Source organism: Streptomyces sp. NPDC048636, assembly GCF_040650655.1.
Classification (GTDB): Bacteria; Actinomycetota; Actinomycetes; order Streptomycetales; family Streptomycetaceae; genus Streptomyces.
In genome coordinates this window covers 796028-821672 of sequence record NZ_JBEZHR010000001.1, presented here as the reverse complement: position 1 = coordinate 821672, position 25645 = coordinate 796028, and the positions used below count along the sequence as shown (strand labels likewise).

Below are 25645 nucleotides of genomic sequence, written 5' to 3'. Positions count from 1 at the left end.
CGGACCGGAACTCATCGCTCGGCGCCGCGCGGGGTGAGTCTTCAGGGAACCGACGGAAAGGACACACCATGGGTGCCGGAGGATGGTCCGCCGCCCGGCTGGACCGGATGCGCGAGGTGCTGACCCGCCATGTCGCGGGGGGTGCGGCGCCGGGTCTGGTCACGCTGATCAGCAGGGGCGGGGAGACCCGGGCCGAGGTGATCGGGGCGCAGGAGTTCGGCGGTGCCCCGATGCGCCGGGACACCATCTTCCGGATCTCCTCGATGACCAAGCCGGTGATCGCGGTCGCCACGATGATCCTGGTGGAGGAGTGCGCGCTGCGGCTGGACGACCCGGTGGACCGGCTGCTGCCCGAACTGGCCGACCGCCGGGTGCTGGTCCGCGCGGACGGACCGCTGGAGGAGACCGTTCCGGCCGAACGCCCCCTCACCGTGCGCGATCTGCTGACCTTCCGGATGGGGTTCGGTCTGGTGCCAGGACCGCCCGGCGATCATCCGGCGCTGGCCGCCGCGGAGGGGCTGGGGCTGGCCATGGGGCCACCGAAGCCCGCCACCCCGCACGGCCCCGACGAGTGGCTGCGGCGCTTCGGCACCCTGCCGCTGATGCGCCAGCCCGGTGTGGCGTGGCTGTACCACACCGGGTCCCAGGTGCTGGGGGTGCTGATCGCCCGCGCCGCGGGGCGGCCGCTGGAGGAGTTCCTGCGGGAGCGGATCTTCGAGCCGCTGGGTATGAAGGACACCGGCTTCCATGTGCCACCCGGTAAGCGGGACCGGTTCGCGGCTTCCTATCTGGCCGATGTCACCACCGGGAAGCCGGAGTTGTACGACGCGGCCGAGGACGGCCGGTGGAGCCGCCCGCCGGTGTTCCCCGACGGCGGCGCGGGCCTGGTCTCCACCGCCGACGACTATCTCGCCTTCGGCCGGATGCTGCTGGCCCGGGGGCGGTACGGCGCCGGTGAGCGGCTGCTGTCCCGGCCGGCGGTCGAGGCGATGACGGCCGATCAGCTCACCCCCGCCCAGAAGGCCGCCTCCCCTGCGGCGCCCGGGACCTGGGACCACCGCGGCTGGGGCTTCGGCGTCCAGGTGGTGACCGGGCGGGACGGGATCGCGGCGGTGCCCGGCCGGTTCGGCTGGGACGGCGGGCTCGGTACGTCCTGGGCCTCGGATCCGGCCGAGGAGCTGGTCGCCGTCCTGATGACACAGGTCGCGCGGTTCCCCCGGGTCGCCCCCGTCCACCTCGACTTCTGGACGCTGGTCTACCAGGCGATCGACGACTGAGACAGCGGAGGCGAGAGAGACGACGGAGGCGACGGAGACCACCGGGCGGCCACCGCACCGGTGGGCTAGGAGCCGTCGGCCGGGCCCGCGAGCCCGACACCGAGCAGTGGATCGGGCAGCGGATCGAGCAGCCGGGCCTCATGGAAGCGCAGCAGGGGGCTCTCGTTGTGCACCAGCCACTGACGGTAGGCGTCACTGGCCCAGGCGATCTCGAAGTAGGCGTCCTCGAGGTCGGCGAAGAGGGCGTCGACGTCGAGTAATCCGACGGACGGACCGGCCCCGGGATGTCCGGTGCGGGACGGCGGCGCCGCACGCGAGGCCAGGAAGAGCCGGACGGTCAGCGGATCCCCGTACAGCGGGCGGACGGCCACGCCCTGGCGGGAGCGGGCGGTGGGCTGGCAGGGGGTGACCACTTCACCGGAGGCCACCAGGTCGGCGGCGGTGAGGTAGTCGCCGTAGACCACCCGCGGACTCACCCCGGCGGCGGCCAGCACCCGGCGCAGCCCGGGGCCCTCGCCGTCCACGCTGGGGTCGACCATCCACTGGTCGTCGGCGAGGTCGGCCAGGTGCACGGTCTGCCGGGCGGCGGCCGGATGGGTGTCGGAGAGGGCGACGAACTGCGGTTCACGCGCCACCAGCACCCGGCGCCCGACGCCTTCGGGCACGCACAGCGGGGCGCCCTCGACCTCGTGGACGAAGGCCACGTCCAGCTGGTTCGCCGCGACCATCTGCAACAGCGCGTTCGCCGACACATCGATATGGATCGTGGTGTCCGTGTCGGGGAAGCGGGCGCGGAGCCTGCGCAGCCAGCCGACCACGGCCCGGCTGCCGGTACTGCCGATCCGCAGCCGGACGCCCGCCGCCTCTCCGGCCTCCAGCCGGACCTCGGTGAGCAGGGCGCTCATCTCGGCCACGATCGGCCGCGCGCGGCACAGCACGGACCGCCCCAGCGGGGTCGGACGGCTGCCGGTGACCTCCCGCGAGAAGAGCCTGCCGCCGATGGTGTTCTCGATCCGCCGGAGCTGAGTCGTCAACGAGGGCTGGGTCATGCCCAGTTGGCGCGCGGCCTTGCGTAGGCTGCCGGTGTCGGCGATGGCGCACAGTGCACGAAGGTGCCTCACCTCGAGCTCCATAACGGGAGCATAAAGGCGCTCACGGCGGTCACACCAGACTCTCAAACCCCAATAAATTCGCCTCATGTTTGACCAATTGATGGTCAAACGCCGATCAATCAGGGGTCAATCGCCTCTGAGGGACCCGCCGGTCGGGGCGGGGTGATGCGTTGGTGCTATCACCCTTTGATATCTCTGCGACGGGTCGATTCTCCTCAAGACTCTCCGGCACCAAGAGTTCATCCCACGGCCCCGGCCGCCACCCCACACTCGGGCGGCCGTCGGCTCAAGGACGATGAGGAGCCCCCCACATGACACTGCCCAAGTTGGCGCTGACCGCGACCCTCGGACTCGGCCTGGCGGCGACCCTGACCGCCCTGCCCGCGTCGGCGGCCACCAGCGACCACAGCCCGGTCCAGCGCACCAGCACCGCCGCCGGGTACACCGCGAGCGGCGAGGAGCGGGCCGACACCGACGCCTTCATCAAGGCCGTCATGAAGTCGGCGCTGGCGAAGAAGGCCAAGGCGCACGACAAGTCGGCGGCCGTCACCGTCACCTACGACGCCAGCGCGGCCCCCACGTTCGCGGACCAGATATCCCGCAGCGCCGAGATCTGGAACTCCTCGGTGAGCAACGTGACCCTCCAGGAAGGCAGCGGCGCCGACTTCACGTACCGCGAGGGCAACGACCCGAACGGCTCGTACGCGAACACGGACGGCCACGGCAAGGGCTACATCTTCCTGGACTACGCGCAGAACGAGGAGTACGACTCGACCCGCGTGGCGGCCCACGAGACCGGCCATGTGCTCGGTCTGCCGGACCACTACGAGGGTCCGTGCAGTGAGCTGATGTCCGGTGGCGGCCCCGGCCCGTCCTGCACCAACTCGCAGCCCGACCAGAACGAGATCTCCAAGGTGAACGAGTTGTGGGCGAACGGCCTGGCCGCCCTCAACAAGAAGCTCGCCGCTCAGCACTGAACCGGCACCGCGGGCTGACCGGCCCGGCCGGTGATCCCACCGGCCCCGGTCGGCTCGTCCGGCCCCGCTGACTCCCTCGCTCCATGGTTCAGGGCCCATGGATCAGGGCCCCACCGCCCGCACCCGGTCACCCGATGCCGAGTGCGGGCGGTTGGCGGTTGTCGGGAGGGGGCCGCCGCCCCCGGTCGGAGGTACCGTGTAGACACCGAGGATGTAGCACAGACCGGCCGGATCACCTCCAGGCTGGGGCCCGGCCCCAGGGAGTGAGCACCATGGAGACCATCGTCAACGTGGCCGTGATCCTCGGGCTGATCGCCCTCGGCATGCTGCTGATCCACCGGCTCAACGCCCAGCAGGGCTACCGCATCTCCACCGAGCGTCACGACACCGGCCGCGGCGGTCGCCGCCATCACCACCGGCACCGTGGCCACGGGCGGGGGCGGGCACATCCGGAGCACCACGTCACCCCGCCGCGGGACCGCCGGGCGTAGACCCCGCACCACCGGACATGGGCCCCGTACCGCCGCCGGACGCGGTCTCCTCCGCGCGGAGCGCCTCCGCCAGCGTGGGCACCGGACGGAACACCTCCGCCAGCCCGCCCGCCCGCAGGGTGCGGAGGATCAGGGGATGGGAACAGACCAGCCGCATCCGGCCACCGCGCTCGATGACCCGCCGCCGGGCACGGCACAGCAGCCCCAGCCCGGAGCAGTCGAAGAAGGCCGTGGGCGTCAGATCGACCACCAGCGCGGGCGTGTCCGTGGCGGCGTCCAGCTGGGGACCCACCCGGGCCAGCCCGGCGATGTCGATCTCGCCGTGCAGCTCGACCACGGTGCACCGGCCGACCCGGTACAGCACGGCGCGCGGCTCGGGATCCGGGGTCACGGGGCACTCCGGGAGGGGGGATAAGCGGTCGGTGGCGGGATCGGGGCAGCGATCGGGCCCCCCGGTGGTGCCGGACGAAACCGGCGCACGGCGGGGAGCGCCTGGCTGCGTCATCGCGATATCCCCTCGGAACGGCATACTGCCCCCTCTCACCACCGCCAGGCCCCGCGCGCGGACACCTCGGGCGTATGGTGCGGAGCCGCCGGTCCCCGGGTGGCGTGCGGCGAGCGTAAAGGGGTGACCGTCGGTTACAGGGGGCGGGACGCCATATTCCGCCACCAAAAAGCGTTCTTCCGAGTGAATTTCCGCTCTTAGTATTGACGCTTCGTCAGACTCGCTCAGCCCGATTCAGGGCTCGCTCAGGGCTCGCTCAGCGCTCGCTCAGGCCCGCTCGGACGCCGGGGCGGAAGCCTCCGCGACCGCCGGGGTCAGATCATCCAGCACCTCGAACGCGTCCTCGAGCCGGACCATCCGCAGCAGCCGCAGGAACCGCGGATCGTCGATGACCAGCCGCAGCCGCCCCTCGCGCTCCTGCACACGATTGCGCAGGCGGCACATCAGGGACAGCCCCGCACAGTCCAGAAAGGTGACCTTCCGCAGGTCCAGCACCAGATCCGGGCACCTGACCTGGGCGAGGGACTCCAGCCGTGCCGCGATCCGCCCCGCGGCGAAGATGTCCAGCTCTCCCGCCACTTCGGCCACCGTGACGCCACCGAGCACACGCACACGGACTCCGAAGGCGGGCCGATCATCGAACATGCAAGCCTCCTCGGCATGGTGGGAGGCGCGCGACACCGGAGCGCCCGGGATGACACACCGTCCGATCAGGAGCGCGTGAAACACCGCACGCCGCCGCGCCGGTCACCACCGGGGCCCAGGCCGGCCCTTCAGTACATGACATACCCATCTACCGGCTGACCAGTCAACGCACGGCACGGCACGTGACGTTGACCTATTTAGGCTGACGCCATGACCGACACCCCCGCCCGGCTGCTGACGCTTCTCTCGCTCCTCCAGACCCCGCGCGAGTGGCCCGGCAGCGAGCTGGCCGAGCGGCTCGGGGTCAGCCACCGCACCATCCGCCGCGATATCGAGCGGCTGCGTGACCTGGGCTATCCGGTGGACGCGAGCAAGGGCGCCACCGGTGGCTACCGGCTGGTGGCAGGCACCGCCATGCCCCCGCTGCTGCTGGACGACGAGGAGGCGGTGGCCATCGCGGTGGGGCTGCGCACGGCCGCGGGCCACACCGTCGAGGGCATCGAGGAGGCGTCCGTACGGGCCATGGCCAAGCTGGAACAGGTGCTGCCGTCCCGGCTCCGCCGCCGGGTCGGCGCCCTCGGCTCGGCCACCGTCCCGCTGCCGCCCGCCGCGGGCGGACCCACCGTGGACCCGGAGCGGCTGACCGCCCTGGCCGCGGCGGTGGCCGCGCAGGAGCAACTGCGTTTCACCTACCGCGCGGGCGACGGCACCGAGACCCGGCGGCTGGTGGAGCCGCACCGCCTGGTGGCCGCGGGACGCCGCTGGTACCTGGTGGCGTACGACAGTGACCGCGAGGACTGGCGCACCTTCCGGGTGGACCGCGTCCACGCCCCCCGGCCCACCGGCGTCCGCACCACCCCGCGCGAGCTGCCCGCCGAGGACGCGGCCGCCTTCGTCACCCGCTCCCTCCGGGGCGCCGCCCCCGCATACCGCGCGGTGGCCACCGTAAGGCTGCCGTACGACAGGGTGGCCGCGCTGTTGCCGGGCGCCGAACTCGAGCGCCTCGACGAGCACTCCTGCCGTGTGCGCACCGGCACCGAGGCCCTGGAGTGGCTGGCCTTCCGACTGGTCCTGCTCGACGCCGAATTCGAGGTCCAGGAGCCACCGGAACTGATCGCCTACCTGCGCACGATGGGCGCCCGGGCCCTCCGGGCGGCCGGCCCGCCAACTAGTGATGTACAGACAACTGTTACTCAACGGTAATCCCTGTCTCTTCCCCCGTCCGCCATAAGCCGTGAACATGCCACCCGGGGGCAGACCAACGACTCAGGGATGTGACCGATGACAGCAGCACGCACGCATTCGCGACGGTTGGGCCTGGCCGCGGGGGCCGTGGCCCTCGCCATCGGCATCGGTGGGACCGCCACGACGGCGAACGCGGTGGCTCCGGCCGCCGCACCGTCTGCCTCCAGCACCACCACCGCAGCCGCCAGCGCCGCGAAGGTCGACTACGAGACCTGGAAGCGCGATGTCCAGGACATCATCGACAACCAGGCCCGCCCCTACGTCGAGCAGCGGACCGCGAACCCCGGCGGCCAGAAGCAGGCCATCGTCCTCGACATCGACAACACCTCGCTGGAGACGGACCTCGGCTTCACCTTCCCGCAGCACGCGGTGGGGCCGGTCCTGAAGCTCACCCAGTACGCCCATCAGCGCGGTGTGGACATCTTCTTCGTCACCGCCCGTCCGGGCATCATCTACCCCGTCACCAAGTACAACCTGGAGAAGGTCGGCTACTCGGTCGAGGACCTGTACGTGCGCTTCCTCCCGGACCTCTTCAAGGACGTGGGTGAGTACAAGGCCGCCAAGCGCGCGGAGATCGAGAACAAGGGGTACACGATCATCGCGAACATCGGCAACACCCCGACCGACCTGGTCGGTGGCCACGCCGAGCGGCACTTCAAGCTCCCGGACTACAACGGCCAGTTGTCCTGAGCCGGGGCCGGGTGGCCCGGCCCCCGGCGCACCATCGGGCGGCGGCGCCCGCGGACCACGGCCACCAGCACACCGGCCGTGACGAGGAGGCCGCCGCCCACCGTGAGCAGCCACACCGGAACGCCGCCCGCGGTCAGCAGGGTGTCGTGGTAGACGACCCGCTGGTACGCGCTGTCGCGGGCGGCGCGCCGCAACTCATGGTCGCCCGAGATCCGTTCCGGCCGGGGGAACTCCTGCCGGAACGCGGTCAGGAACATCCGCCGCCCCGCCAGCTTCGCCAGTTCGCCCCGGGGGGCGTGCCCGGGGTCGACCCGCCCCGCGTAGAGCACCTCGGGTTTCTGCCCGCCGATGGCACCGCGCGGTTCCATCCGGTGCCGGGCCAGGACGTAGAGGTCCAGCTCCTGCGCCGTCCTGGCCAGCCGGGACAGCCGCATCGGATAGACCAGGCGCTCGGAGGCGAAGCGCAGCCGCAGCGGGTCCAGGGTGCCGCCCAGCACCGCCCGGCCGCCCGCGCCGCTGTTGCCGCTCGTACCGCCGCTGTCACCGGTGTTCTGTGAGCCGTCCTCGGCGGGCGCCAGCCGGACGGCCACGTACTCCCACTTCGCCCGCACATAGGGCTTCAGCCCGTCCGCCAGCCGATCGGGCAGGTCGAAGCCGTTGCGCTCCAGCCAGTCGCGCAGCGCGTCCGGGTCGGTCGCGGTCAGCCGGGCGACATCGAACGGGCCCAGCCGCTCCCGGCCGACGACACCCACCGGCGGCGCGCCCGCCGTGGCCCCGTCCCCGGGCGGTGCCCCCACGGCACCGTCCCCGTCGCCGCCGTCGAACGGCCAGTCGCCGTGGCGCGGCCAGAAGTAGTGGCGGTCCCTGTCCACCGGCGCGGTGACCTCGCCGACCTCGCCGAAGAGGCCCTGGTCACCCAGAGTGACCGTGGCCCGGTGCGGCACGGGCATGATCCACGCGGCCTCCGGGGCGTTGCCGCCGACCGTCAGGCTCATGACGATCTCCTCGGAGCCGCCGTCCCAGCGCACCACCGAGGTCTCGCGCTGTACCGCGATCGTGGTGTTCCGCCCCGGTACCATGCCACCGCAGCCGCACGCCCAGGCGGGCCGCACCAGCGATCCGAGCTGGACCAGCACCAGTGCCAGCACCACCGCCAAGGCCCGTCGCCGTCCCGGCGACAGCCGTCCCCCGACTCCCCCGATGTCCACCGATTCCGCTCCCCCGTCTTCCCCGCCGTTGTGGCGGACACGGCCTCAGACGAGTGGGTGGGTGTTCCGGTTCCCCCTCTGGAAAGGCCGGAAGCTCCAGATCTCGGGGCACAAGATTGGTGGGTACCCCCGCGCCCGGACGCCCCGTGCGCACCAAGACTGGACACACCGCCGACTGTGCGTCGACATCCCGCGAAAACGCGCATACGTCACCGCAAGTCACCCGCGCGAAGGGACCCCGATGACCGGTTCACGCATACTGGCGCTCGGCCATTACCAGCCCTCGAAGGTGCTCACCAACGACGACCTCGCGGCCATGGTCGACACCAGCGACGAGTGGATCCGCAGCCGGGTGGGCATCCGCACCCGGCGCGTCGCGCGCCCCGACGAGACGGTGGACGAGATGGCCGCGGCGGCGGGCGGCAAGGCCCTCGCGCACAGCGGCCTCGTGCCCTCCGATATCGATCTGGTCCTGGTGGCCACCTCCACCGCCGTCGACCGCAGCCCCAATATGGCGGCCCGGGTGGCCGAACGGCTGGGTCTGGACCACCCGGCCGCCATGGATGTGAACGTGGTGTGCGCCGGGTTCACCCATGCCCTGGCCACCGCCGACCACACACTGCGCGCCGGGGCGGCCACCGCCGCACTGGTCATCGGCGCGGACAAGTTCACCGAGGCGGCCGATTGGACCGACCGCTCCACCTGTGTGCTGCTGGGCGACGGCGCCGGGGCGGCCGTGGTGGTCGCCGACGACCAGGCGGGCGCCGGTACGGAGACGGTCCCGGGGATCGGCCCGGTGGTGTGGGGCTCGGTGCCCACGATGGGCGGCGCGGTCCGGATCGAGGGCACCCCGATGCGGTTCGCCCAGGAGGGCCAGTCCGTCTACCGCTGGGCCACCACCCAGCTGCCGCCCATCGCCCGGGAGGTGTGCGAACGGGCCGGGATCCGCCCCGAGGACCTGGCCGGAGTGGTGCTGCACCAGGCCAATCTGCGGATCATCGAGCCGGTCGCCCGGAAGCTGGGCGCGGTCAACGCGGTGATCGCCCGCGATGTGGTGGAGTCCGGCAACACCTCGGCGGCCAGCGTTCCGCTCGCCCTGTCCAAACTGGTCGAACGCGGTGAGGTCGGCTCCGGCGACCCGGTGCTGCTGTTCGGCTTCGGCGGCAACCTCTCCTACGCGGGCCAGGTCATCCGCTGCCCCTGACAGGGGCGAACGCCCGGCCCGGAACACGTCCGATTCATTCAAGACCGGCCGTCCGGGCGCTGCCTACGCTGCCCGCATGACACCACGATTCGACGCGATCAGCATGGTCGTCGCGGATATGGCCGCGGCGCTCGCCTTCTACCGCCGGCTCGGTCTGGACATTCCGGCCGAGGCCGACACCGAGCCGCACGTCGAGGCCACCCTGCCCGGCGGGACGCGACTGCTCTGGGACACCGTCAAGACGGTGCGCTCCTTCGACCCGGACTGGACCCCGCCGAGCGGCTCCGGGCGCACCGCGCTGGCCTTCCGCTGCGACAGCCCGGCCGATGTGGACAAGGTCTACGCGGAGCTGGTGCGGTCGGGCGCGCCGGGCCACAGGGAGCCCTGGGACGCCTTCTGGGGGCAGCGCTACGCCGTGGTGCTGGACCCGGACGGCAACGGTGTGGACCTCTTCGCGCCGCTGCCCGGCTGACGCGGCGTCCCGTCTCGCACTCGCGCCCGGGGCGCCGGCTCAGCCGGACTCCGTCAGCAGCCGCCCCAGCGGTACGCCCGCCATCGCCCGTACCTCCCGGGCCAGATGAGCCTGGTCCGCGTATCCGGCCACCACCGCGACCTCCGCGAACGGAAGGCCGCCGCGCGCCAGGTCGAGCGCCCGGTTCAGCCGCAGCACCCGGCCGAGGGTCTTGGGGCCGTAGCCGAAGGACGCCAGCGAGCGCCGGTGGAGCCGCCGCTCCCCCAGCCCGGCCGCCCGGGCCACCTCGGCCACGCTGTGCCCGCGCGCCAGCCCGGCGACCACGGCCGCCATGGCCGGGTCGGGTGGCGGCCCCTCGCGCAGCCGTCCGAGGGCGGCGTCCTCCAGCGCCCGGCCCACCGCGGCCGCGCCGCCCTCCGGGCCCATGCCCCCGGCCGCCACCAGCCCGGTCAGCCGCCGCACCAGCGCCCCGGACCACAGCGCGGCCAACGGCACCCGCCGGTCGCGCAGTTCCTCCGCGGAGACGCCGAGCACGGCCGGGCCGGTGCCGGGGGCGAACCGCAGACCGACATACCGGGTGCCGGGCGGGGCGTCGGCCAGCTGGGCGCGGGTGTCGGGACCGGCCACGAAGAGCTTCCCCTCGGGGTCGGCGCCGCCCGCGTCGGTCCAGATCAGATCGGTGCAGCCGTCGGGCAGCACTCGCTGCGGCCCGGTTCCGGCCGTACGGGTCCACACCACCGTCCCGCCGCCGAGCCGCGACCCCCGCTCGCGGTATGCGCTCACGGCACCTCGCGCAGGTACATCGCGCCACAGGAGTGGCAGAACGGGCCTCCGTCGTGGGTGGCCCACAGATCGGCCGCCTGGGTCTCCGCGTCCGGGGCGAGCTCACGGCCGCACATGGCCGTGGTGCCGTTGCCCCGGACCATGTGCCAGATCTTGACCGGCGCACCGGCCACCCGTCCGGAGCTGCCCTCCTCGTACTCGGCCCGCATCTCGTGCTGCATGGCGGTACACCTCCTGCTCACCACCACTCCCTCCATGCTCCCGCCCGCCCCGGCCGAACGCCACCCTGGGCGCCGCCCGGTCCGGAAAGCGGCCCGGCGGTTGGGCCCTGTCCCGCCGGTCTTCGCGGGCCCGCGACGCCTGGCACCGCGCCTCGCCGCGTTGTCGGGGTCATCCGAGTACGCCCGGTACGAGGACGACCCTCCGCCTTGCGATCCGCCCCCGGCTACCGCTGGGAGGCGCCCCCTGCACCAGACGCCGCGGCCTGATCCACGAAGATCGACAGGACTGGACCTAGAACACCGACCAGCCGGTCAGCGTCGTGAAGTGGTCCAGCGCGGCCACCCCGGCCACCGAATTGCCGCGCGCGTCGAGCCCCGGGCTCCATACGCACAGGGTGCAGCGGCCCGGGATCACCGCGATGATGCCACCGCCGACGCCGCTCTTGCCGGGCAGTCCGACCCGGTAGGCGAAATCGCCCGCCGCGTCGTACGTGCCGCAGGTGAGCATCACCGCGTTGACCCGCTTCGCCTCGCGCCGCGACAGCAGCCGGGAGCCGTCCGCGCGCACTCCGTGGCGGGCCAGGAACGTCCCTGCGAGGGCCAGATCGCGGCAGCTCATCTCGATCGAGCACTGCCAGAAGTAGTGCTCGAGGACGGTCGGCACCGGGTTGTCGAGATTGCCGTAGCTGGCCATGAAGTGCGCGAGGGCGGCGTTGCGGTCGCCGTGGCCGGACTCGGAGTCGGCCACGGCCGGATCGAAGGCCAGCCCGTCGTTGCCGCTCTCGGCGCGCAGGAAGTCCAGCATGGTGGTGCTGGCGTCACCGGTCAGGCTGTGCAGCCGGTCGGTGACGACGAGGGCCCCGGCGTTGATGAACGGATTGCGTGGAATGCCGTTCTCGTACTCCAGCTGCACCAGGGAGTTGAACGGGTTGCCCGAGGGCTCCCGGCCCACCCGCCGCCAGATCTTCTCCCCGTCCTGGGCGAGGACGAGCGCGAGTCCGAACGCCTTGGAGATGCTCTGGACGGAGAACGGCACCTCCCAGTCGCCGACCCCGGTGATCCCGCCGTCCACATCGGCGACGGCCATCCCGAAGCGGTGGGCGTCCACCTCGGCGAGGGCGGGAATGTACTGGGCCACCTGCCCCCGGCCGATCTGTGGCTCCACATGAGCCGCGACCTCGTCGAGTACTGCCTGGTAGTCCATGGTGCCGTGGTTCTCCTGCGCGTCGTCGAGCGGGTCTGACCGCACGATAGCCACCCTCGTGCGCTGATCACCCCATGTGTTTATGAGAACGCATCGGGTAAGCAACCAGTGAACGAGCGGGCCGCGGCCGGCGCGCCCGCCGCATGAGCAGAACGGAGGCGGCCATGGCCTCACCCATGTCCGCTGGGGACTTCCTGTCGGCACTCAAGCGCGAGGGCCTGCGCGTGGTGCAGGTCGGCGACTGGCGCAATCACAACAGAAACCACAAGGGCCCCTGGGGACCTGTGCACGGAGTGATGATCCACCACACCGTCACCTCCGGCACCGCGCAGACCGTGGAGATATGCCGGGACGGCTATGAGTCCTTGCCCGGTCCGCTGTGCCACGGTGTGATCGCCAAGGACGGCACCGTGCATCTGGTCGGCTACGGCCGGGCCAATCACGCCGGGCTCGGCGATGACGATGTGCTCCAGGCGGTGATCGCCGAGCGGGTGCTGCCCCCGGACAACGAGGCGAACACGGACGGCAATCGCCATTTCTACGGCTTCGAATGCGAGAACCTCGGGGACGGCGAGGACCCGTGGCCCGAGGCCCAGTTGGAGGCGATCGAGCGGGCCTCGACCGCGATTCTCCGCCATCACGGCTGGACCCAGCGCTCGGTGATAGGGCACTTGGAATGGCAGCCGGGCAAGGTGGATCCGCGCGGCTTCACGATGGACGCGATGCGCGCGCGGATCCGCGAGCGGCTGGGCTGAGCCCGCCCCCCTTCCGGGGAGCGGCCCGGGGGCGGGCGGCTCAGAGTCCGCCCTCCGGGGCCTCCTCGCGGAAGGCCGCGGCCTCCTCCAAATCCAGTCGGCGCAGCAGCCGGCGCAGCATCTCGTCGTCGATCCGCCGCTGGTCGCGCAGATCGACGAAGACCGTCCGCTCGGCCTCGATCATCTCGCGGGCGAGTCGGCGGTAGGTGTCGTCCACCGATTCGCCGGTGGCCTCGTTGACCGCGCCGAGCCGCTCCCAGACCGCGTTGCGCCGCCGTTCCAGCACCTGGCGCAGCCGGTCGACCAGCGGCGGCGGCAGGGCGTTGCGCTCGTCGGCGAGAAGCTCCTCCAGACGGGCCTCGGCGGCCTGGGACGCCTCGGCCTGCGCCTGCGCCTCCAGCAGCGTCTCGGCCTGGGGATCGCGGCCGGGCACCCCGAGCCGCCGGATCAGCGCGGGCAGGGTGAGCCCCTGGACGACCAGGGTGCCGATCACCGTGGTGAAGGTCAGGAAGAGGATCAGATTGCGGGCCGTGAACTCCTCTCCGCCGTGCAGCGTGGGCGGGATCGAGAAGGCGATGGCCAGCGAGACCACTCCGCGCATCCCCGCCCAGCCCACGACGACGGGGATGGTCCAGTTGACGCCCGGTTCGCGTTCGCGGATCCGGGGGAAGAGCTTCCGGGGCAGGAAGGTCGCGGGGAAGACCCAGACGAAGCGGATCAGGACCACGGCCAGGAAGACGATGACCGCGTACAAGGCGGCCTCGCCCGAGCCGTACGGCCCCAGGCCCTGGAGCACCACCCGCAGTTGCAGTCCGATCAGCGCGAACACCGCCGACTCCAGGATGAAGGCGATCATCCGCCATACCGCCGCCTCCTGGAGCCGGGTGGCGAAGTCGACCTGCCAGGCACGGTGTCCGAGGTAGAGGCCGACGACCACCACGGCCAGCACCCCGGACGCCCCGACCTGCTCGGCGGCGGAGTACGCGACGAACGGGATGAGCAGCGAGAGGGTGTTCTGGAGCAGCGGATCGCGCAGCCGTCGGCGCAGCCAGTGCAGCGGCACCATCAGCACCAGACCGAAGCCGACCCCGCCGACGGCCGCGAGCAGGAACTCCCCCGCGCCGTGGAAGAAGTTGACCCCCTCCCCCACCACGGCGGCCAGCGCCACCCGGTAGGCGGTGATCGCCGTGGCGTCGTTCACCAGGGACTCGCCCTGGAGGATCGTGGTCAGCCGGGACGGCAGTCCGAGCCGCCGGGCGATGGCGGTGGCCGCCACCGCGTCCGGCGGCGCGATCACCGCCCCCAGCACCAGCGCGGCGGTCAGCGAGAGATCGGGCACCAGCAGATAGGCGATCCAGCCGACCGCGACCGTCGCGAACAGCACATAGCCGACCGACAGCAGGGCGATCGGGCGCAGATTGGCCCGCAGGTCCAGGTACGAACTGTCCAGCGCCGCGGTGTGCAGCAGCGGCGGCAGCACCAGGGGCAGCACGATATGCGGGTCCAGGGTGTAGTCCGGCACCCCCGGCACGAAGGAGAGCATCAGCCCGACCGCCACCAGCAGCAGCGGCGCGGGCACCGGTGTGCGCCGTGCCGCTCCCGCGACCGCCGCGCTGCCCGCGACAAGCATCAACAACGGCAATACGTCCATCGACCCCGGCCCGTCCCCATCGGTTGCGTCTAACCTGGCAATCATGAGTGAGTGCCCACATGTTCCCGACCTGCCGCGCCCCGACCCCCGGCCGCTGAGCATCACCTGCCCGGAGTGCCTGGCCGCCGGAAGCCATCCGGTGCAGCTGCGGATGTGTCTGGAGTGCGGTCATGTGGGCTGCTGCGACTCCTCCGCCTTCCGCCACGCCACCCGGCACTTCGAGGAGACCGGCCATCCGGTGATGCGCAGCTTCGAACCGGGTGAGGAGTGGCGATGGTGCTATGTGGATCTGCTCATCGTCTAGTGCCGCGGCTGCCGCTGCGCCGGTGGCTCCGGTTAGCCTTCATCGCATGGTCAGACCAGCGAAGCCGTCGGACGTCCCGGCCATCCTCGCGATGATCCGGGAGCTGGCGGAGTACGAGAAGGCGCCCGACGAGGCGAAGGCCACCGAGGGGCAGTTGCGTGACGCGCTCTTCGGAGCGGATCCCGCGGTCTTCGCGTTGATCGCCGAAGAGGGCACCGCGGAGGGCGCGGAGGCGGTGGGGTTCGCCCTGTGGTTCCGTAACTTCTCCACCTGGACCGGCACCCATGGGGTGTATCTGGAGGATCTGTACGTCACCCCGCGGGCGCGCGGCGGCGGCCACGGCAAGGCGCTGCTCGCCGAGCTCGCGCGGATCTGCGTGGAGCGGGGCTATGCCCGGTTCGAATGGTCCGTGCTGGACTGGAACGCTCCGGCGATCGGCTTCTACGCCTCGCTGGGCGCCGAGCCGATGGACGAGTGGACGGTCCGACGGCTGACCGGAGAGCCGCTGCGCGCCCTGGCCGCCCAGGCCTCGGGCACCTCTTCGACCAGCGGTTCGTTGGGCGGTGCGACATCTCTTTCGAATTGAGACCGCAGACCCCTAGCCACGCTGCGTACTCATGTGCTTACTATGAGTGATATCGCGAACCTTCGGGTCGGGGTTCACCCATGACGGGGGCCGTGCTTCGTCCGGGCGACACCGAACCGCAGATCGCGATAGCGTCGCAGCCGAACCGCATATCGCGCCGACTGTTCTGCCTCCACCATAAGGGCATACGGGCGGCGCTCCAATCAGCTCAGCTCAACCAGCTTGTGTCACCTTGGAGGTGAGGGTGTCCCAGATCGCAGGCGAGCCCGGGACCCAGGACTTCGTAGAAGTCCGGCTGCCCGCTGCGGGGGCGTATCTGTCGGTGCTGCGTACGGCCACGGCCGGACTCGCAGCCCGGTTGGACTTCACCCTCGACGAGATCGAGGATCTGCGCATCGCCGTTGACGAGGCCTGCGCGATCCTGCTTCAGCAAGCCGTCCCCGGCAGTGTGCTGAGCTGCGTCTTCCGCTTGATCGACGACGCGTTGCAAGTGACCGTCTCGGCTCCCACCACTGATGGCCGCGCGCCCGAGCGCGACACCTTCGCCTGGACGGTGCTCTCCGCACTGGCGGGCAAGGTCGACTCGACCGTGGCCGAGGACCGTACGGTCAGCATCAGCCTGTACAAGGAGCGCGGCGCCGGCCCCGGACAGCCGTGACGGAACGAGGGGGCTCCGTGAGCACTGCATCATCGCGGGGAGTGGGTACCCCGGCCATCCCGCACCCGCCGGCCCGAGCGCATCCCGCGGACTCGGAGGCGGCAGGAGACCGACCAGAGCGGGCGGACCACATGGATCAGCACGACCACGAGCAGGCGCGTCACCACCACGATCCGCACGACCGGAGCGGCGCGCGGGCGATGTTCATCGAGCTGCGCCGGCTCCCGGAGGGCTCCTCCGAGCGGGCCGAACTGCGCAACCACCTCGTGCGTATGCATCTTCCGCTGGTGGAGCACCTGGCCCGGCGTTTCCGTAACCGCGGAGAGCCGCTGGACGACCTCACCCAGGTCGCCACCATCGGGCTGATCAAATCCGTGGACCGGTTCGACCCGGACCGCGGCGTGGAGTTCTCGACCTATGCGACCCCCACGGTCGTCGGCGAGATCAAGCGCCACTTCCGGGACAAGGGCTGGGCGGTGCGGGTGCCGCGCCGTCTCCAGGAGCTGCGGCTGTCGCTGACCACGGCCACCGCGGAGCTCTCCCAGCGGCACGGCCGGGCCCCGACCGTGCATGAGCTGGCCGAGCAGCTGTCCATCTCCGAGGAAGAGGTGCTGGAGGGGCTGGAGTCGGCCAATGCCTACAGCACCCTCTCCCTGGACGTGCCGGACACCGATGACGAGTCCCCGGCGGTCGCCGACACCCTCGGCGCCGAGGACGAGGCGCTGGAGGGCGTGGAGTACCGGGAATCGCTCAAACCGCTGTTGGAGGATCTGCCGCCGCGGGAGAAGAAGATCCTGCTGCTGCGCTTCTTCGGCAATATGACCCAGTCCCAGATCGCGCAGGAGGTCGGCATCTCACAGATGCATGTCTCCCGGCTGCTGGCGCGCACCCTGGCCCAGCTGCGGGACCGGCTCTTGGTGGAGGAGTAGCGGCGGATCGGGGGGCCGTGGGCGGCGTACCGGTCAGGCGTCGCGCGGCCCGATCCCCAGCGCCTCGGTCGCGGTGGGGTTGATCAGCAGCGCGAGAACGGCGAGGGCAGCGACTCCGATCGCCGCTCCGGCGGCGATCAGCCCACCGCCGTTCTGCACCAGGGTCCAGGCCACCGGCAGCGCCATCAGCTGCGTGATCATCGCGGGGCCGCGGCTCCAGCGGCGGCGCAGCAGCAGCCCGCGGGCGGCCAGCAGCGGCAGCGCGGCCAGCGCCAGCACGGTGACCCCGAGCATCTCCGCCTGCTGGGGGCTCTCCGGGTCTCCGGTCAGCCCCATGATCAGCACATAGACACCGAAGCCCAGGAGCACCACACCTTCGACGGCAGCGAGCACCGCGGCGGCGGTGATCCGCGCCGGGCGCGGCCCGTCGGGAGCGGTGTCGGCGGGCGCGGCCGCCGCGGCGGCCTGCTGTGCCTGCTGCGCCTTCTTCCCCTGCGGCTTCCCCTGGGGCGCCTTCTGCCCTTGCGGGGGCCCGGCGGTGCGGGCCTTCTTGGTGGGGGCGGACTTCTTACTGCTCACCCCAGCAGCGTAGCCGTCACGGCCGCCGCCGGGGCGCACCCCGGGGGGTACGGCCGTTCACCGCAGATGGGTAGGCTGGCGCGCATGCGCGCACTCCTCGTGGTCAATCCGGCAGCTACCACCACCAGTGCCCGCACCCGTGATGTCCTCACCCACGCGCTCGCCAGCGATCTGAAGCTGGACGTGGCGACCACGGAGTACCGGGGGCACGCACGCGATCTGGCCCGCCGCGCGGTCGACGGCGGCACCCATGAGCTGGTGGTCGCGCTGGGCGGGGACGGCACCGTCAACGAGGTGGTCAACGGGCTGCTGCACAACGGCCCCGCCCCGGAGGATCTTCCCCGGCTCGCCGTGGTCCCCGGTGGCTCCACCAATGTCTTCGCCCGCGCCCTGGGGCTGCCCAATGATCCCGTCGAGGCCACCGGCGCCCTGCTGGACGCGCTGCGGGACGACACCGAGCGCATCGTGGGGCTCGGCCTCGCGGGCGGCACCCCCGGCACCCCGGACGAGGCGGTGCCGGCGCGCTGGTTCACCTTCTGCGCGGGCTTCGGTTTCGACGCGAGTGTGATCGGCCGGGTCGAACAGCAGCGCGAGCGCGGTAAGCGGTCCACCCATGCCCTTTACATACGCCAGATGCTCCGGCAGTTCCTCGGGGAGCCGCACCGGCACCACGGCACCATCGGCCTGGAGCGGCCCGGTCAGGACAGCCTCGAGGAGCTGGCCCTGGCGATAGTCTGCAACACCTCCCCGTGGACCTATCTGGGCAACCGCCCGGTCTACGCGGCCCCCCGGGCGTCCTTCGACACCGCCCTTGACGTGCTGGGACTCACCAAGCTGTCGACCCCGGCGGTGACCCGCTACGCCACCCAGCTGCTGATGTCGACCCCCGAGCGGGGCCCCCACGGCAAGCACGCGGTCTCGCTCCATGACGAGACGGACTTCACCTTGCATTCGCAGGCGCCACTGCCCTTCCAGATGGACGGTGACCATCTGGGACTGCGTACGAGCGTGACGTTCACAGGCGTACGCCGTGCACTGCGTGTGATTGTGTGAGTGAGACCGCAAAAAGTCCTTCCAGTCGAACGTTTAGGCTGGCTTCCACCCAACGGAAGTACGGCTGTGACCTAGTCGACACCAAGGAATCAAAAAAAACTTTCCGGAGGGGGTTGTATCCGCCGCCGAGGTTTGCGAGTCTCTTCTTGGCGATCGGGACGGCCGGTGAACGGCCCCCTTGAGAGCCCGAACCCCCTCCTCATTCCACGGGACCGCACCAGCCCCAACTGGTTGACGTCCCTACCCTTGCGGGGGGATTCGTGAAAGCGTTCACATTCACAAGCAACGAACCCGCAATCGCGAGGAGATGGAGCAGCCATGGACTGGCGTCACAACGCCGTTTGCCGCGAGGAAGACCCCGAGCTGTTCTTCCCGATTGGCAACACTGGTCCTGCGCTGCTGCAAATCGAGGAAGCCAAGGCCGTCTGCCGTCGCTGCCCCGTGATGGAGCAGTGCTTGCAGTGGGCGCTTGAGTCCGGCCAGGACTCCGGCGTCTGGGGTGGACTCAGCGAGGACGAGCGCCGCGCGATGAAGCGCCGCGCCGCTCGGAACCGGGCGCGCAACGCCAGCGCCTGACCCTGAACGCCCCGTGGCCCCCGAGCCGCAGCGCGCAGTAACCCCGATGCGCACAGCAACGTGAGCTTTGAGCCCCCGGACCATCCTGGTCCGGGGGCTCAGTGCTGTGTGCGCGACGTCACGGACGCGACGTCACGGACGCGGGCACAGGCGCGGAGTCAGCACGCGTACCCGGTCAACACCCGTGCGGGTCAGCGCTTCTCCGCGCGCACCGGGAAGTCCAGGACCACCCGGGTGCCGCGCTCCGGACCGGGCAGCATGTCGAAGGTGCCGCCGAGCTCCCCCTCCACCAGGGTGCGGACGATCTGGAGCCCGAGGTTTCCGGCCCGCTGCGGATCGAAGCCCTCCGGCAGTCCGCGGCCGTCGTCCTGCACGGTGACCCGGAGCCTGCTGTCCTCACCGCCGCCGCCGCGCACCGCGGCCACCTCGACAGTGCCCTGCTCCCCCGGTCCGAAGCCGTGCTCCAGCGCGTTCTGCAACACCTCGGTGAGCACCATGGACAGCGGGGTGGCGACCTCCGCGTCCAGAATGCCGAAGCGGCCGGTGCGCCGTCCGGTGACCTTGCCCGGCGATATCTCCGCCACCATCGCCAGCACCCGGTCGGCGATATCGTCGAACTCGACCCGCTCGTCCAGGTTCTGGGAGAGCGTCTCATGGACGATCGCGATCGAACCGACCCTGCGCACCGCCTCGTTCAGCGCCTCCCGGCCCTGGGCGGAGTCCATCCGGCGGGCCTGGAGCCGCAACAGCGCGGCCACCGTCTGGAGGTTGTTCTTCACCCGGTGGTGGATCTCCCGGATGGTGGCGTCCTTGGTGATCAATTCGCGTTCGCGCCGACGCAGTTCGGTGACGTCCCGCAGCAGCACCAGTGAGCCGATGTGCACACCCTTGGGCTTGAGCGGAATGGCCCGGAGCTGGATCACCCCGTCGCCGCCCTCGACTTCGAACTCCCGGGGCGCCCAGCCGCTGGCCAGCTTGACCAGTGCCTCGTCCACCGGCCCGCGCACCGGGGCGAGTTCGGCGGTGGTCCGGCCCAGATGGTGGCCGACCAGGTCGGCGGCCAGGCCCAGCCGGTGGTAGGCGGACAGCGCGTTGGGGCTGGCGTACTGGACCACCCCGTCGGCGTCCATCCGGATCAGCCCGTCGCCCGCGCGCGGCGAGGCGTCCATGTCGACCTGCTGGCCCGGGAAGGGGAACGAGCCGAGGGAGATCATCTGGGCGAGGTCGGAGGCGCTCTGGAGGTAGGTGAGCTCCAGTCGGCTCGGGGTCCGCACGGTCAGCAGATTGGTGTTGCGGGCGATCACGCCGAGCACCCGGCCGTCCCGGCAGACCGGGATGGACTCCACCCGGACCGGGACCTCCTCGCGCCACTCGGGGTCGCCCTCGCGGACGATCCTGCCCTCGTCCAGGGCGGCGTCCAGCATGGGACGACGGCCGCGCGGAACGAGATGGCCGACCATGTCGTCCTGGTAGGAGGTGGGGCCGGTGTTGGGCCGCATCTGGGCCACCGAGACATACCGGGTGCCATCGCTGGTCGGCACCCACAGCACAAGGTCGGCGAAGGAGAGGTCGGAGAGCAGCTGCCACTCCGATACCAGCAGGTGAAGCCATTCGAGATCGGCGTCGTCGAGGGCGGTGTGCTGGTGTACGAGGTCGTTCATGGAGGGCACGGTGTGAGCCTACCCGTCCGGGTGGATTAGCCTATCCGCGCACAAGCATGGACAGACCCTAGTGGTCTAGTCCAGAATGATCGAGCACTGCGATCTTCCGCTCTCCCCGCACAGGAGGGCGGATCGGGTACCCGGCGCGCTCTGCCCTGACCGCACCGGGCGCCTCGTGGCCGGCCGCTCGGCCGGCGCAACCCGGGCTGCGGTGCCGGACGGGTTGAGGGTCCCGTCCTGGCGCCGCGGCCCGCGGGTAGCACAACCACGGCTCCCGCGCCTCTTCGGAGGCGACGGGAGCCTTGTGGTGTGCGCGGCCCTCCCGTACGCGGCGGGCACCCGGTGGGCCGGGCGGCTCAGCGGGTCTCGGTCACCTTCGCCAGCGCCCGCGGGGCGTCCGGGTCCTGGCCCCGGGCGATGGTCACCTCGTACGCCAGCATCTGGAGCGGCAGGATCTCCAGGATCGGCTGGACCTCCTCGGCCACCCCGGTGGTGGGCAGGGCGAATCCGGCGGACGCGCGGTCCACCTCGGCCCGCGCCCCGATGACCACCAGGTCGGCGCCCCGGCCGCGGAGCCGCTCCAGCACCGGCTGGAGCGCCTCGCCGCCCTTCCCCTCGGTGACGATCGCGATCACCGGTGAGATGTTGTCGACCATGGCCAGCGGACCGTGCAGCAGATCGGCGCCGGAGTAGGAGAGCGCCGGGATGTAGCTGGTCTCCATCAGCTTCAGCGCGGCTTCCTTGGCGGTGGGATAGCCGTAGCCGCGCGAGGTGAGGACCATGCGCTCGGCGAAGCGGTAGCGGGCGGCGAGCTGCCTGATCTCCGCCTGCCGGTCGAGGATCTGCTGGGCGAGGTCGGGCAGCACCTTGGCGGCCGAGCCGTCGCCGCCGCGCAGCCCCTCGACGAACAGATACAGCGCGAGCAGTTCGGCGGTGTAGGTCTTGGTGGCGGGCAGCGCCTTCTCCGGCCCGGCCAGTACGTCGATATGGAACTCCGAGACGGCGGCCAGCGGGGAGTCCGCGTTGTTGGTGACCGCCAGGGTGATCGCACCGGCCGCGCGGGCGGCCTCGGTGGAGGCGACCAGGTCCGGGGAGCCGCCCGACTGGCTGACCGTGATCACCAGAACGTCGGTGAGGTCCTGCCGGGCACCGTAGGCGGTGGTGGTGGACATCGAGGTGAGCCCGCACGGCTTGCCCAGCAACACCTCCAGCAGGTACTTGGCGTACAGCGCCGCGTTGTCGGAGGTGCCCCGGGCGGTCAGCAGCACGAAGCGCGGATTGCGCGCGGCGATCCGCTCGGCGGTCTCCCGGATCCTCGGCGCGCCCTCGTCGAGGATCCGGCGCAGCACGGCGGGCTGCTCGGCCATCTCGCCGGACATGATGCGGCCCGGCCGGTCGCTGTGCTGGGCCGTCGTCGTGGCGGACATGCTGGGTGCCTCCAGGTGGCTGTGCCGGTGGTGCTCGGTGGTGTCATACCCCGGCCGCGCCGCCGGTGATGACTTCCGCGGCCGCCCGTCCGCAGACCCGGGCGGCACCGTGGGTCGCGAGGTGGAGCGCCCCGGCGGGCGGCGCCTGGGGCACCCCCATCTCGACGACGACCGTGTCGGGCCGGGCGGCGAGCAGGGCGTCCAGGGCGTCGGCCATCCAGGGGTGCCGGTGGACGTCGCGGACCACTGCGACGATCCTACGGCCCGCCGCCCGGTCGAGCATATTTTCGATCAGGGCGGGGACGCCGTCGGTCTCGGCCTCTTGCCGTCCGTAGGTGGCGGTGGTGGTGCCGGGCAGCAGCCGGGTGAGTTCGGCGGCCACGCCCCAGGGGGTTTCGTCGCCGACCGCAATATTGGCGACCGGGGTGAGGGCCGCGACATGTGCGGGGCGGGTCAGCGGTTGGTACGCCGGGCCGCCCGGGGTGACCCGCAGCGCCCGCCGGGCCGCGGAGAGCCCGACCTCGGGGGCGGGCGCGATCCCCGCCGCCGCGCCCGGTCCGCCGTGCCGCCGGGTCCACTCCCCCAGCGCCCGTACCCGCGCGGCCGCCTCGGCCAGCCGCGCTTCGGGCAGCTGTCCCTCGCGTACGGCGGCCACCAGTGCGTCGCGCAGCCGGAGCACGGTGTCCTCGTCGGCGAGCCCGCCGCCCACGCAGATGGCGTCGGCGCCGGCGGCGATGGCCATCACACTGCCGCGTTCGATGCCGTAGGCGGCCGAGATGGCCCGCATCTCCATGCCGTCGGTGACGATCAGACCGTCGAAGCCGAGGCCGCCGTCGGCGACGGGACCGCGCAGCAGTCCGTGCAGCGCGGCGGGGCTGAGGGTGGCGGGCCGTTCCGCGTCGAGCGCGGGCAGCAGGATGTGGGCGCTCATCACGGCCTTGGTCCCGGCGGCCACGGCGGCCCGGAAGGGCACCAGTTCGCGGACGGCCAGGGTGTCGAGTCCGGCGTCGATCCGCGGCAGCGCGTGGTGGGAGTCGACGGCGGTGTCGCCATGGCCGGGGAAGTGCTTGGTGCAGGCGGCGACCCCGGCGCTCTGGAGCCCCTCGATCCAGGCGGTGGTGTGCCGGGCGACGAGCCGGGGCTCCGCGCCGAACGAGCGGACGCCGATCACCGGGTTGTCCGGGTTGGAGTTGACGTCGGCGGAGGGCGCCCAGTTGAGGGTGACCCCGCAGGCGGCGAGGCGGCGGCCCAGCTCCCGGGCGACCGCGCGGGTCAGCTCCGGGTCGTCGACGGCACCGAGGGCCAGATTGCCGGGGAAGGAGGAACCGCCGCGCACCTCCAGCCGGGTGACATCGCCGCCCTCCTCGTCGATCGCCACCAGGACGTCGTCCCGTTCGGCGCGCAGCTGGGCGGTGAGCGCGGCCAGCTGTTCCGGCGAGGTGATGTTCCGGCCGAACAGCCCGACCGAGGCGAGCCCCTCACCGAGTCGGCGCAGCAGCCAGTCGGGGGCGGTGGTGCCGGTGAACCCGGGCTGGAGGACGGTCAGGGCGTCACGGGTGAGGGTGACCGGGGTGTGGGTGAGGGTTGTCATGACCGGGGTTCATCCCTTCACAGCGCCGGAAGTGAGCCCACCGACCGCCTTGCGTTGCAGGAACAGGAAGAGCAGCAGGATCGGTACGGCGAACAGCGAGGCGGCCGCCATCGTGGCGCCCCAGTCGTCGCCGAAGTTGGTCTGGAAGCTGGACAGCCACAGCGGGAGGGTCTGGGCTCCGGCGTCCTTGTTGAGGATCAGCACCAGCGGGAATTCGTTCCAGGCGGTGATGAAACCGAAGAGCGAGGTGGCCATCAGTCCGGGCGCCAGCAGCGGGAAGATCACCTTGGTGAACGCCTGCGTCCGGGTGCAGCCGTCGACCATCGCCGACTCCTCCAGCTCCCTGGGCACGGCGGCGATGTAGGAGCGCAGCGTGAGCACCGTGAACGGCAGCACCATCACCATGTAGAACAGGGTGAGGGGAAGCAGGCTGTTCAGCATGTCGCCGTCGCGGACGAGCAGATAGATGGCGATCACCATGACTTCCCAGGGTGCCATCTGCGCGATCATGAATGTCACCAGGAAGCCGCGCCGCCCCCGGAACCGCAGCCGGGCGAGTGCGAAGGACGCCAGCAGCGCGATCACCAGGGAGAGCGCGACCGCCGAGACGGTGACGGTGAGCGAGTTCCCCACCAGTGTCCAGAAGTGCTCCGCGCCCACGGCCGTGCCGAAGTGCTCGAAGGTGGCGGCGGCCGGGAACCACACCGGGTCCTCGGAGACGATGTCCGAGGTCGGCTTGAGCGCCGTACAGAACATCCAGTAGACGGGGAACGCGAATCCGGCGAAGAGCACGAGGGCGGTCGCGTTCGGCCACAGCCGGGCCAGGGGCGAGCGCTTCACAGCTCGTCCTCCTCCTTCCTGAGGGCGATACGGAGGTAGGAGGAGGTCAGGACCAGCAGGATCAGAATGGTGAGCAGCGAGATCGCGGCGCCCATGCCGTAGTGCTGATTGCCGACGCCCTCGACGAAGGCGTACACGGGAAGGGTTTCGGTGAGCCGGTCGGGACCGCCCTCGTTGACCGCGAACACCTGGGGAAACGCCTTGAAGACCCAGATGACTTCGAGGAAGGCGGTGGCGAGCAGGAAGGGTTTCAGGAAGGGCAGGGTCACCGAGGTGAAGCCGCGCCAGGCGCCCGCGCCGTCGAGCGCCGCGGCCTCGTAGAGCTCCCTGGGGATCGTGGTGGTGGCCGCGTAGAGGTTGAGCGCCACGAACGGGATCGACTGCCAGACGATCAGCACGGTGATCACGAAGAAGGTGGAGTACTGGCCGCCGGTCCAGTTGTAGTCGGCCATGGAGTGCCAGCCGAGCCGGTCGAGCACCCAGTTGACCACCCCGAAGCGGGCGGCGAAGAGCCACTGGAAGACGGTGGTGGCGGCGATCACCGGCATCGCCCAGGCGAGCACCAGACCGGCCGAGAGCAGCAGCCGCATCCGGGTGCCGAGTCGGGCCAGCAGCAGCCCGGTCAGAGTGCCCAGCACCATGATCAGTACGACATTGACCCCGGTGAAGGCGACCGAGCGGCCGGTGACCCGCCAGAAGTCCTCGCTGCCCAGCACCTCACGGTAGTTGTCGACGCCGTTCCACTCGGTGAGGTGCTGGATCAGCTGGCGCATGTTGAGGTTCTGGAACGACAGCATGCTGTTCTTCACCAGCGGCCAGCCGAGCAGCGCCGCGGTGGCGGCCACCGCGGGCAGAAGCAGCAGATAGGGCGCGGCTGCGGTGATCCGCCCGCGTCCGGGCCGCCCCGCCGGCGGGGCGGCCCGGAGCGGCGGCGCCGCTCCCCGGGGGACCCCGGCCGCGGCCGGTCCGGGGTCCTTGTGTTCGGTCGCGACAGCCATGGA

28 protein-coding genes are annotated in these 25645 nt (G+C 71.4%); 14 read left to right on the top strand and 14 right to left on the bottom strand.

The window, feature by feature from the left end:
* Window positions 1-68: 68 nt before the first annotated feature.
* Window positions 69-1277 (top strand): serine hydrolase domain-containing protein, encoded by a 1209-nt coding sequence (locus AB0C66_RS03815; RefSeq protein ID WP_362432380.1) that lies wholly within the window; start codon window positions 69-71, stop codon window positions 1275-1277.
* A gap of 65 nt (window positions 1278-1342) precedes the next feature.
* Here the strand turns inward: AB0C66_RS03815 and AB0C66_RS03810 are convergent, their stop codons facing one another.
* Complete coding sequence (locus tag AB0C66_RS03810; protein ID WP_362432377.1) at window positions 1343-2410, bottom strand: LysR family transcriptional regulator; 1068 nt, start codon at window positions 2408-2410, stop codon at window positions 1343-1345.
* 290 nt (window positions 2411-2700) lie between these two features.
* On the opposite strand from AB0C66_RS03810, the gene snpA reads away from it, so the two are divergent.
* The gene (gene snpA, locus AB0C66_RS03805; protein ID WP_362432375.1) at window positions 2701-3366 is read left to right on the top strand and encodes a snapalysin; all 666 of its coding nucleotides are present in this window, start codon (window positions 2701-2703) and stop codon (window positions 3364-3366) included.
* Between the two features lie 272 nt (window positions 3367-3638).
* Window positions 3639-3857, top strand: coding sequence for a hypothetical protein (locus tag AB0C66_RS03800; protein ID WP_362432373.1), 219 nt, complete (start codon window positions 3639-3641; stop codon window positions 3855-3857).
* On the opposite strand, the gene AB0C66_RS03795 is transcribed toward AB0C66_RS03800, so the two are convergent.
* Window positions 3829-4248 carry an STAS domain-containing protein gene (locus tag AB0C66_RS03795; RefSeq protein WP_362432371.1) on the bottom strand — a complete coding sequence of 140 codons (420 nt, stop codon included), beginning with the start codon at window positions 4246-4248 and terminating at the stop codon, window positions 3829-3831. The genes AB0C66_RS03800 and AB0C66_RS03795 overlap by 29 nt on opposite strands.
* A 381-nt stretch (window positions 4249-4629) precedes the next feature.
* Entirely contained in the window at window positions 4630-5007 is a 378-nt protein-coding gene (locus AB0C66_RS03790) for an STAS domain-containing protein (RefSeq protein WP_362432369.1), read from the bottom strand.
* Between the two features lie 210 nt (window positions 5008-5217).
* Between AB0C66_RS03790 and AB0C66_RS03785 the strand changes: the two genes are divergently transcribed.
* Window positions 5218-6210, top strand: coding sequence for a YafY family protein (locus AB0C66_RS03785; protein WP_362432366.1), 993 nt, complete (start codon window positions 5218-5220; stop codon window positions 6208-6210).
* 78 nt (window positions 6211-6288) lie between these two features.
* A complete protein-coding gene (locus tag AB0C66_RS03780) occupies window positions 6289-6942 on the top strand; it encodes an HAD family acid phosphatase (RefSeq protein WP_362432364.1) in 654 nt (217 codons plus the stop codon).
* Here the strand turns inward: AB0C66_RS03780 and AB0C66_RS03775 are convergent.
* Window positions 6921-8150, bottom strand: coding sequence for a DUF2330 domain-containing protein (locus tag AB0C66_RS03775; protein WP_362432362.1), 1230 nt, complete (start codon window positions 8148-8150; stop codon window positions 6921-6923). The two genes, AB0C66_RS03780 and AB0C66_RS03775, sit on opposite strands and share 22 nt — an antisense overlap.
* A gap of 241 nt (window positions 8151-8391) precedes the next feature.
* On the opposite strand from AB0C66_RS03775, the gene AB0C66_RS03770 reads away from it, so the two are divergent.
* Window positions 8392-9354 carry a beta-ketoacyl-ACP synthase III gene (locus tag AB0C66_RS03770; protein ID WP_362432360.1) on the top strand — a complete coding sequence of 321 codons (963 nt, stop codon included), beginning with the start codon at window positions 8392-8394 and terminating at the stop codon, window positions 9352-9354.
* A gap of 76 nt (window positions 9355-9430) precedes the next feature.
* On the top strand, window positions 9431-9826 hold the full coding sequence (locus AB0C66_RS03765; RefSeq protein WP_362432358.1) for a VOC family protein: 396 nt from the start codon (window positions 9431-9433) through the stop codon (window positions 9824-9826).
* A gap of 39 nt (window positions 9827-9865) precedes the next feature.
* Here the strand turns inward: AB0C66_RS03765 and AB0C66_RS03760 are convergent, their stop codons facing one another.
* The 3 genes from AB0C66_RS03760 to AB0C66_RS03750 form a co-directional block, all read right to left on the bottom strand.
* On the bottom strand, window positions 9866-10609 hold the full coding sequence (locus AB0C66_RS03760; protein ID WP_362432355.1) for an AraC family transcriptional regulator: 744 nt from the start codon (window positions 10607-10609) through the stop codon (window positions 9866-9868).
* A complete protein-coding gene (locus AB0C66_RS03755) occupies window positions 10606-10830 on the bottom strand; it encodes a hypothetical protein (RefSeq protein WP_362432353.1) in 225 nt (74 codons plus the stop codon). The genes AB0C66_RS03760 and AB0C66_RS03755 overlap by 4 nt, the downstream gene beginning before the upstream one ends.
* Before the next feature lie 292 nt (window positions 10831-11122).
* Window positions 11123-12034, bottom strand: a complete 912-nt coding sequence (locus AB0C66_RS03750; RefSeq protein ID WP_362433362.1) for a glutaminase — start codon at window positions 12032-12034, stop codon at window positions 11123-11125.
* Between the two features lie 164 nt (window positions 12035-12198).
* Between AB0C66_RS03750 and AB0C66_RS03745 the strand changes: the two genes are divergently transcribed.
* A complete protein-coding gene (locus AB0C66_RS03745; RefSeq protein WP_362432350.1) occupies window positions 12199-12789 on the top strand; it encodes an N-acetylmuramoyl-L-alanine amidase in 591 nt (196 codons plus the stop codon).
* A gap of 40 nt (window positions 12790-12829) precedes the next feature.
* Here AB0C66_RS03745 and AB0C66_RS03740 read toward each other — a convergent pair whose 3' ends face one another.
* A complete protein-coding gene (locus AB0C66_RS03740) occupies window positions 12830-14440 on the bottom strand; it encodes a Na+/H+ antiporter (RefSeq protein WP_362432348.1) in 1611 nt (536 codons plus the stop codon).
* Window positions 14441-14483: 43 nt separating this feature from the next.
* Between AB0C66_RS03740 and AB0C66_RS03735 the strand changes: the two genes are divergently transcribed.
* The 4 genes from AB0C66_RS03735 to AB0C66_RS03720 all read left to right on the top strand — a co-directional run bounded on the left by AB0C66_RS03735 (window position 14484) and on the right by AB0C66_RS03720 (window position 16917).
* A complete protein-coding gene (locus AB0C66_RS03735) occupies window positions 14484-14744 on the top strand; it encodes a UBP-type zinc finger domain-containing protein (protein ID WP_362432346.1) in 261 nt (86 codons plus the stop codon).
* A 46-nt stretch (window positions 14745-14790) separates the two neighbouring features.
* Complete coding sequence (locus AB0C66_RS03730) at window positions 14791-15330, top strand: GNAT family N-acetyltransferase (RefSeq protein WP_362432343.1); 540 nt, start codon at window positions 14791-14793, stop codon at window positions 15328-15330.
* A gap of 244 nt (window positions 15331-15574) precedes the next feature.
* Window positions 15575-15988, top strand: a complete 414-nt coding sequence (locus AB0C66_RS03725) for an anti-sigma regulatory factor (protein ID WP_176180706.1) — start codon at window positions 15575-15577, stop codon at window positions 15986-15988.
* Between the two features lie 41 nt (window positions 15989-16029).
* Window positions 16030-16917 (top strand): RNA polymerase sigma factor SigF, encoded by an 888-nt coding sequence (locus tag AB0C66_RS03720; RefSeq protein WP_362433359.1) that lies wholly within the window; start codon window positions 16030-16032, stop codon window positions 16915-16917.
* Window positions 16918-16950: 33 nt separating this feature from the next.
* On the opposite strand, the gene AB0C66_RS03715 is transcribed toward AB0C66_RS03720, so the two are convergent.
* Window positions 16951-17496, bottom strand: coding sequence for a hypothetical protein (locus AB0C66_RS03715; RefSeq protein WP_362432340.1), 546 nt, complete (start codon window positions 17494-17496; stop codon window positions 16951-16953).
* An 84-nt stretch (window positions 17497-17580) separates the two neighbouring features.
* On the opposite strand from AB0C66_RS03715, the gene AB0C66_RS03710 reads away from it, so the two are divergent.
* Both AB0C66_RS03710 and AB0C66_RS03705 read left to right on the top strand, forming a co-directional pair.
* Window positions 17581-18549: a diacylglycerol kinase family protein gene (locus AB0C66_RS03710; protein ID WP_362432338.1), complete on the top strand. Its 969-nt coding sequence runs from the start codon at window positions 17581-17583 to the stop codon at window positions 18547-18549.
* 318 nt (window positions 18550-18867) lie between these two features.
* The gene (locus tag AB0C66_RS03705; protein ID WP_003953983.1) at window positions 18868-19125 is read left to right on the top strand and encodes a WhiB family transcriptional regulator; all 258 of its coding nucleotides are present in this window, start codon (window positions 18868-18870) and stop codon (window positions 19123-19125) included.
* A 191-nt stretch (window positions 19126-19316) separates the two neighbouring features.
* Here the strand turns inward: AB0C66_RS03705 and AB0C66_RS03700 are convergent, their stop codons facing one another.
* The 5 genes from AB0C66_RS03700 to AB0C66_RS03680 all read right to left on the bottom strand — a co-directional run bounded on the left by AB0C66_RS03700 (window position 19317) and on the right by AB0C66_RS03680 (window position 25642).
* Complete coding sequence (locus tag AB0C66_RS03700) at window positions 19317-20786, bottom strand: PAS domain-containing sensor histidine kinase (protein ID WP_362432334.1); 1470 nt, start codon at window positions 20784-20786, stop codon at window positions 19317-19319.
* Window positions 20787-21142: 356 nt separating this feature from the next.
* Window positions 21143-22213, bottom strand: a complete 1071-nt coding sequence (locus AB0C66_RS03695; RefSeq protein ID WP_362432332.1) for an SIS domain-containing protein — start codon at window positions 22211-22213, stop codon at window positions 21143-21145.
* Window positions 22214-22256: 43 nt separating this feature from the next.
* Window positions 22257-23804 (bottom strand): glycoside hydrolase family 3 N-terminal domain-containing protein, encoded by a 1548-nt coding sequence (locus AB0C66_RS03690; protein ID WP_362432329.1) that lies wholly within the window; start codon window positions 23802-23804, stop codon window positions 22257-22259.
* 9 nt (window positions 23805-23813) lie between these two features.
* Complete coding sequence (locus AB0C66_RS03685; RefSeq protein ID WP_362432327.1) at window positions 23814-24644, bottom strand: carbohydrate ABC transporter permease; 831 nt, start codon at window positions 24642-24644, stop codon at window positions 23814-23816.
* Window positions 24641-25642, bottom strand: a complete 1002-nt coding sequence (locus tag AB0C66_RS03680; RefSeq protein WP_362432324.1) for a sugar ABC transporter permease — start codon at window positions 25640-25642, stop codon at window positions 24641-24643. Before AB0C66_RS03680 ends, AB0C66_RS03685 begins: the two co-directional genes overlap by 4 nt.
* Between the last annotated feature and the right edge of the window lie 3 nt (window positions 25643-25645).

Bases quoted from the DNA above. Each gene is read 5' to 3' on its own strand.
- AB0C66_RS03815 (WP_362432380.1), top strand. From the start codon at position 69: ATGGGTGCCGGAGGATGGTCCGCCGCCCGGCTGGACCGGATGCGCGAG.
- AB0C66_RS03810 (WP_362432377.1), bottom strand. From the start codon at position 2,410: ATGGAGCTCGAGGTGAGGCACCTTCGTGCACTGTGCGCCATCGCCGAC.
- snpA (WP_362432375.1), top strand. From the start codon at position 2,701: ATGACACTGCCCAAGTTGGCGCTGACCGCGACCCTCGGACTCGGCCTG.
- AB0C66_RS03800 (WP_362432373.1), top strand. From the start codon at position 3,639: ATGGAGACCATCGTCAACGTGGCCGTGATCCTCGGGCTGATCGCCCTC.
- AB0C66_RS03790 (WP_362432369.1), bottom strand. From the start codon at position 5,007: ATGTTCGATGATCGGCCCGCCTTCGGAGTCCGTGTGCGTGTGCTCGGT.
- AB0C66_RS03785 (WP_362432366.1), top strand. From the start codon at position 5,218: ATGACCGACACCCCCGCCCGGCTGCTGACGCTTCTCTCGCTCCTCCAG.
- AB0C66_RS03780 (WP_362432364.1), top strand. From the start codon at position 6,289: ATGACAGCAGCACGCACGCATTCGCGACGGTTGGGCCTGGCCGCGGGG.
- AB0C66_RS03770 (WP_362432360.1), top strand. From the start codon at position 8,392: ATGACCGGTTCACGCATACTGGCGCTCGGCCATTACCAGCCCTCGAAG.
- AB0C66_RS03765 (WP_362432358.1), top strand. From the start codon at position 9,431: ATGACACCACGATTCGACGCGATCAGCATGGTCGTCGCGGATATGGCC.
- AB0C66_RS03755 (WP_362432353.1), bottom strand. From the start codon at position 10,830: ATGCAGCACGAGATGCGGGCCGAGTACGAGGAGGGCAGCTCCGGACGG.
- AB0C66_RS03750 (WP_362433362.1), bottom strand. From the start codon at position 12,034: ATGGACTACCAGGCAGTACTCGACGAGGTCGCGGCTCATGTGGAGCCA.
- AB0C66_RS03745 (WP_362432350.1), top strand. From the start codon at position 12,199: ATGGCCTCACCCATGTCCGCTGGGGACTTCCTGTCGGCACTCAAGCGC.
- AB0C66_RS03740 (WP_362432348.1), bottom strand. From the start codon at position 14,440: ATGGACGTATTGCCGTTGTTGATGCTTGTCGCGGGCAGCGCGGCGGTC.
- AB0C66_RS03735 (WP_362432346.1), top strand. From the start codon at position 14,484: ATGAGTGAGTGCCCACATGTTCCCGACCTGCCGCGCCCCGACCCCCGG.
- AB0C66_RS03730 (WP_362432343.1), top strand. From the start codon at position 14,791: ATGGTCAGACCAGCGAAGCCGTCGGACGTCCCGGCCATCCTCGCGATG.
- AB0C66_RS03710 (WP_362432338.1), top strand. From the start codon at position 17,581: ATGCGCGCACTCCTCGTGGTCAATCCGGCAGCTACCACCACCAGTGCC.
- AB0C66_RS03705 (WP_003953983.1), top strand. From the start codon at position 18,868: ATGGACTGGCGTCACAACGCCGTTTGCCGCGAGGAAGACCCCGAGCTG.
- AB0C66_RS03700 (WP_362432334.1), bottom strand. From the start codon at position 20,786: ATGAACGACCTCGTACACCAGCACACCGCCCTCGACGACGCCGATCTC.
- AB0C66_RS03695 (WP_362432332.1), bottom strand. From the start codon at position 22,213: ATGTCCGCCACGACGACGGCCCAGCACAGCGACCGGCCGGGCCGCATC.
- AB0C66_RS03690 (WP_362432329.1), bottom strand. From the start codon at position 23,804: ATGACAACCCTCACCCACACCCCGGTCACCCTCACCCGTGACGCCCTG.
- AB0C66_RS03680 (WP_362432324.1), bottom strand. From the start codon at position 25,642: ATGGCTGTCGCGACCGAACACAAGGACCCCGGACCGGCCGCGGCCGGG.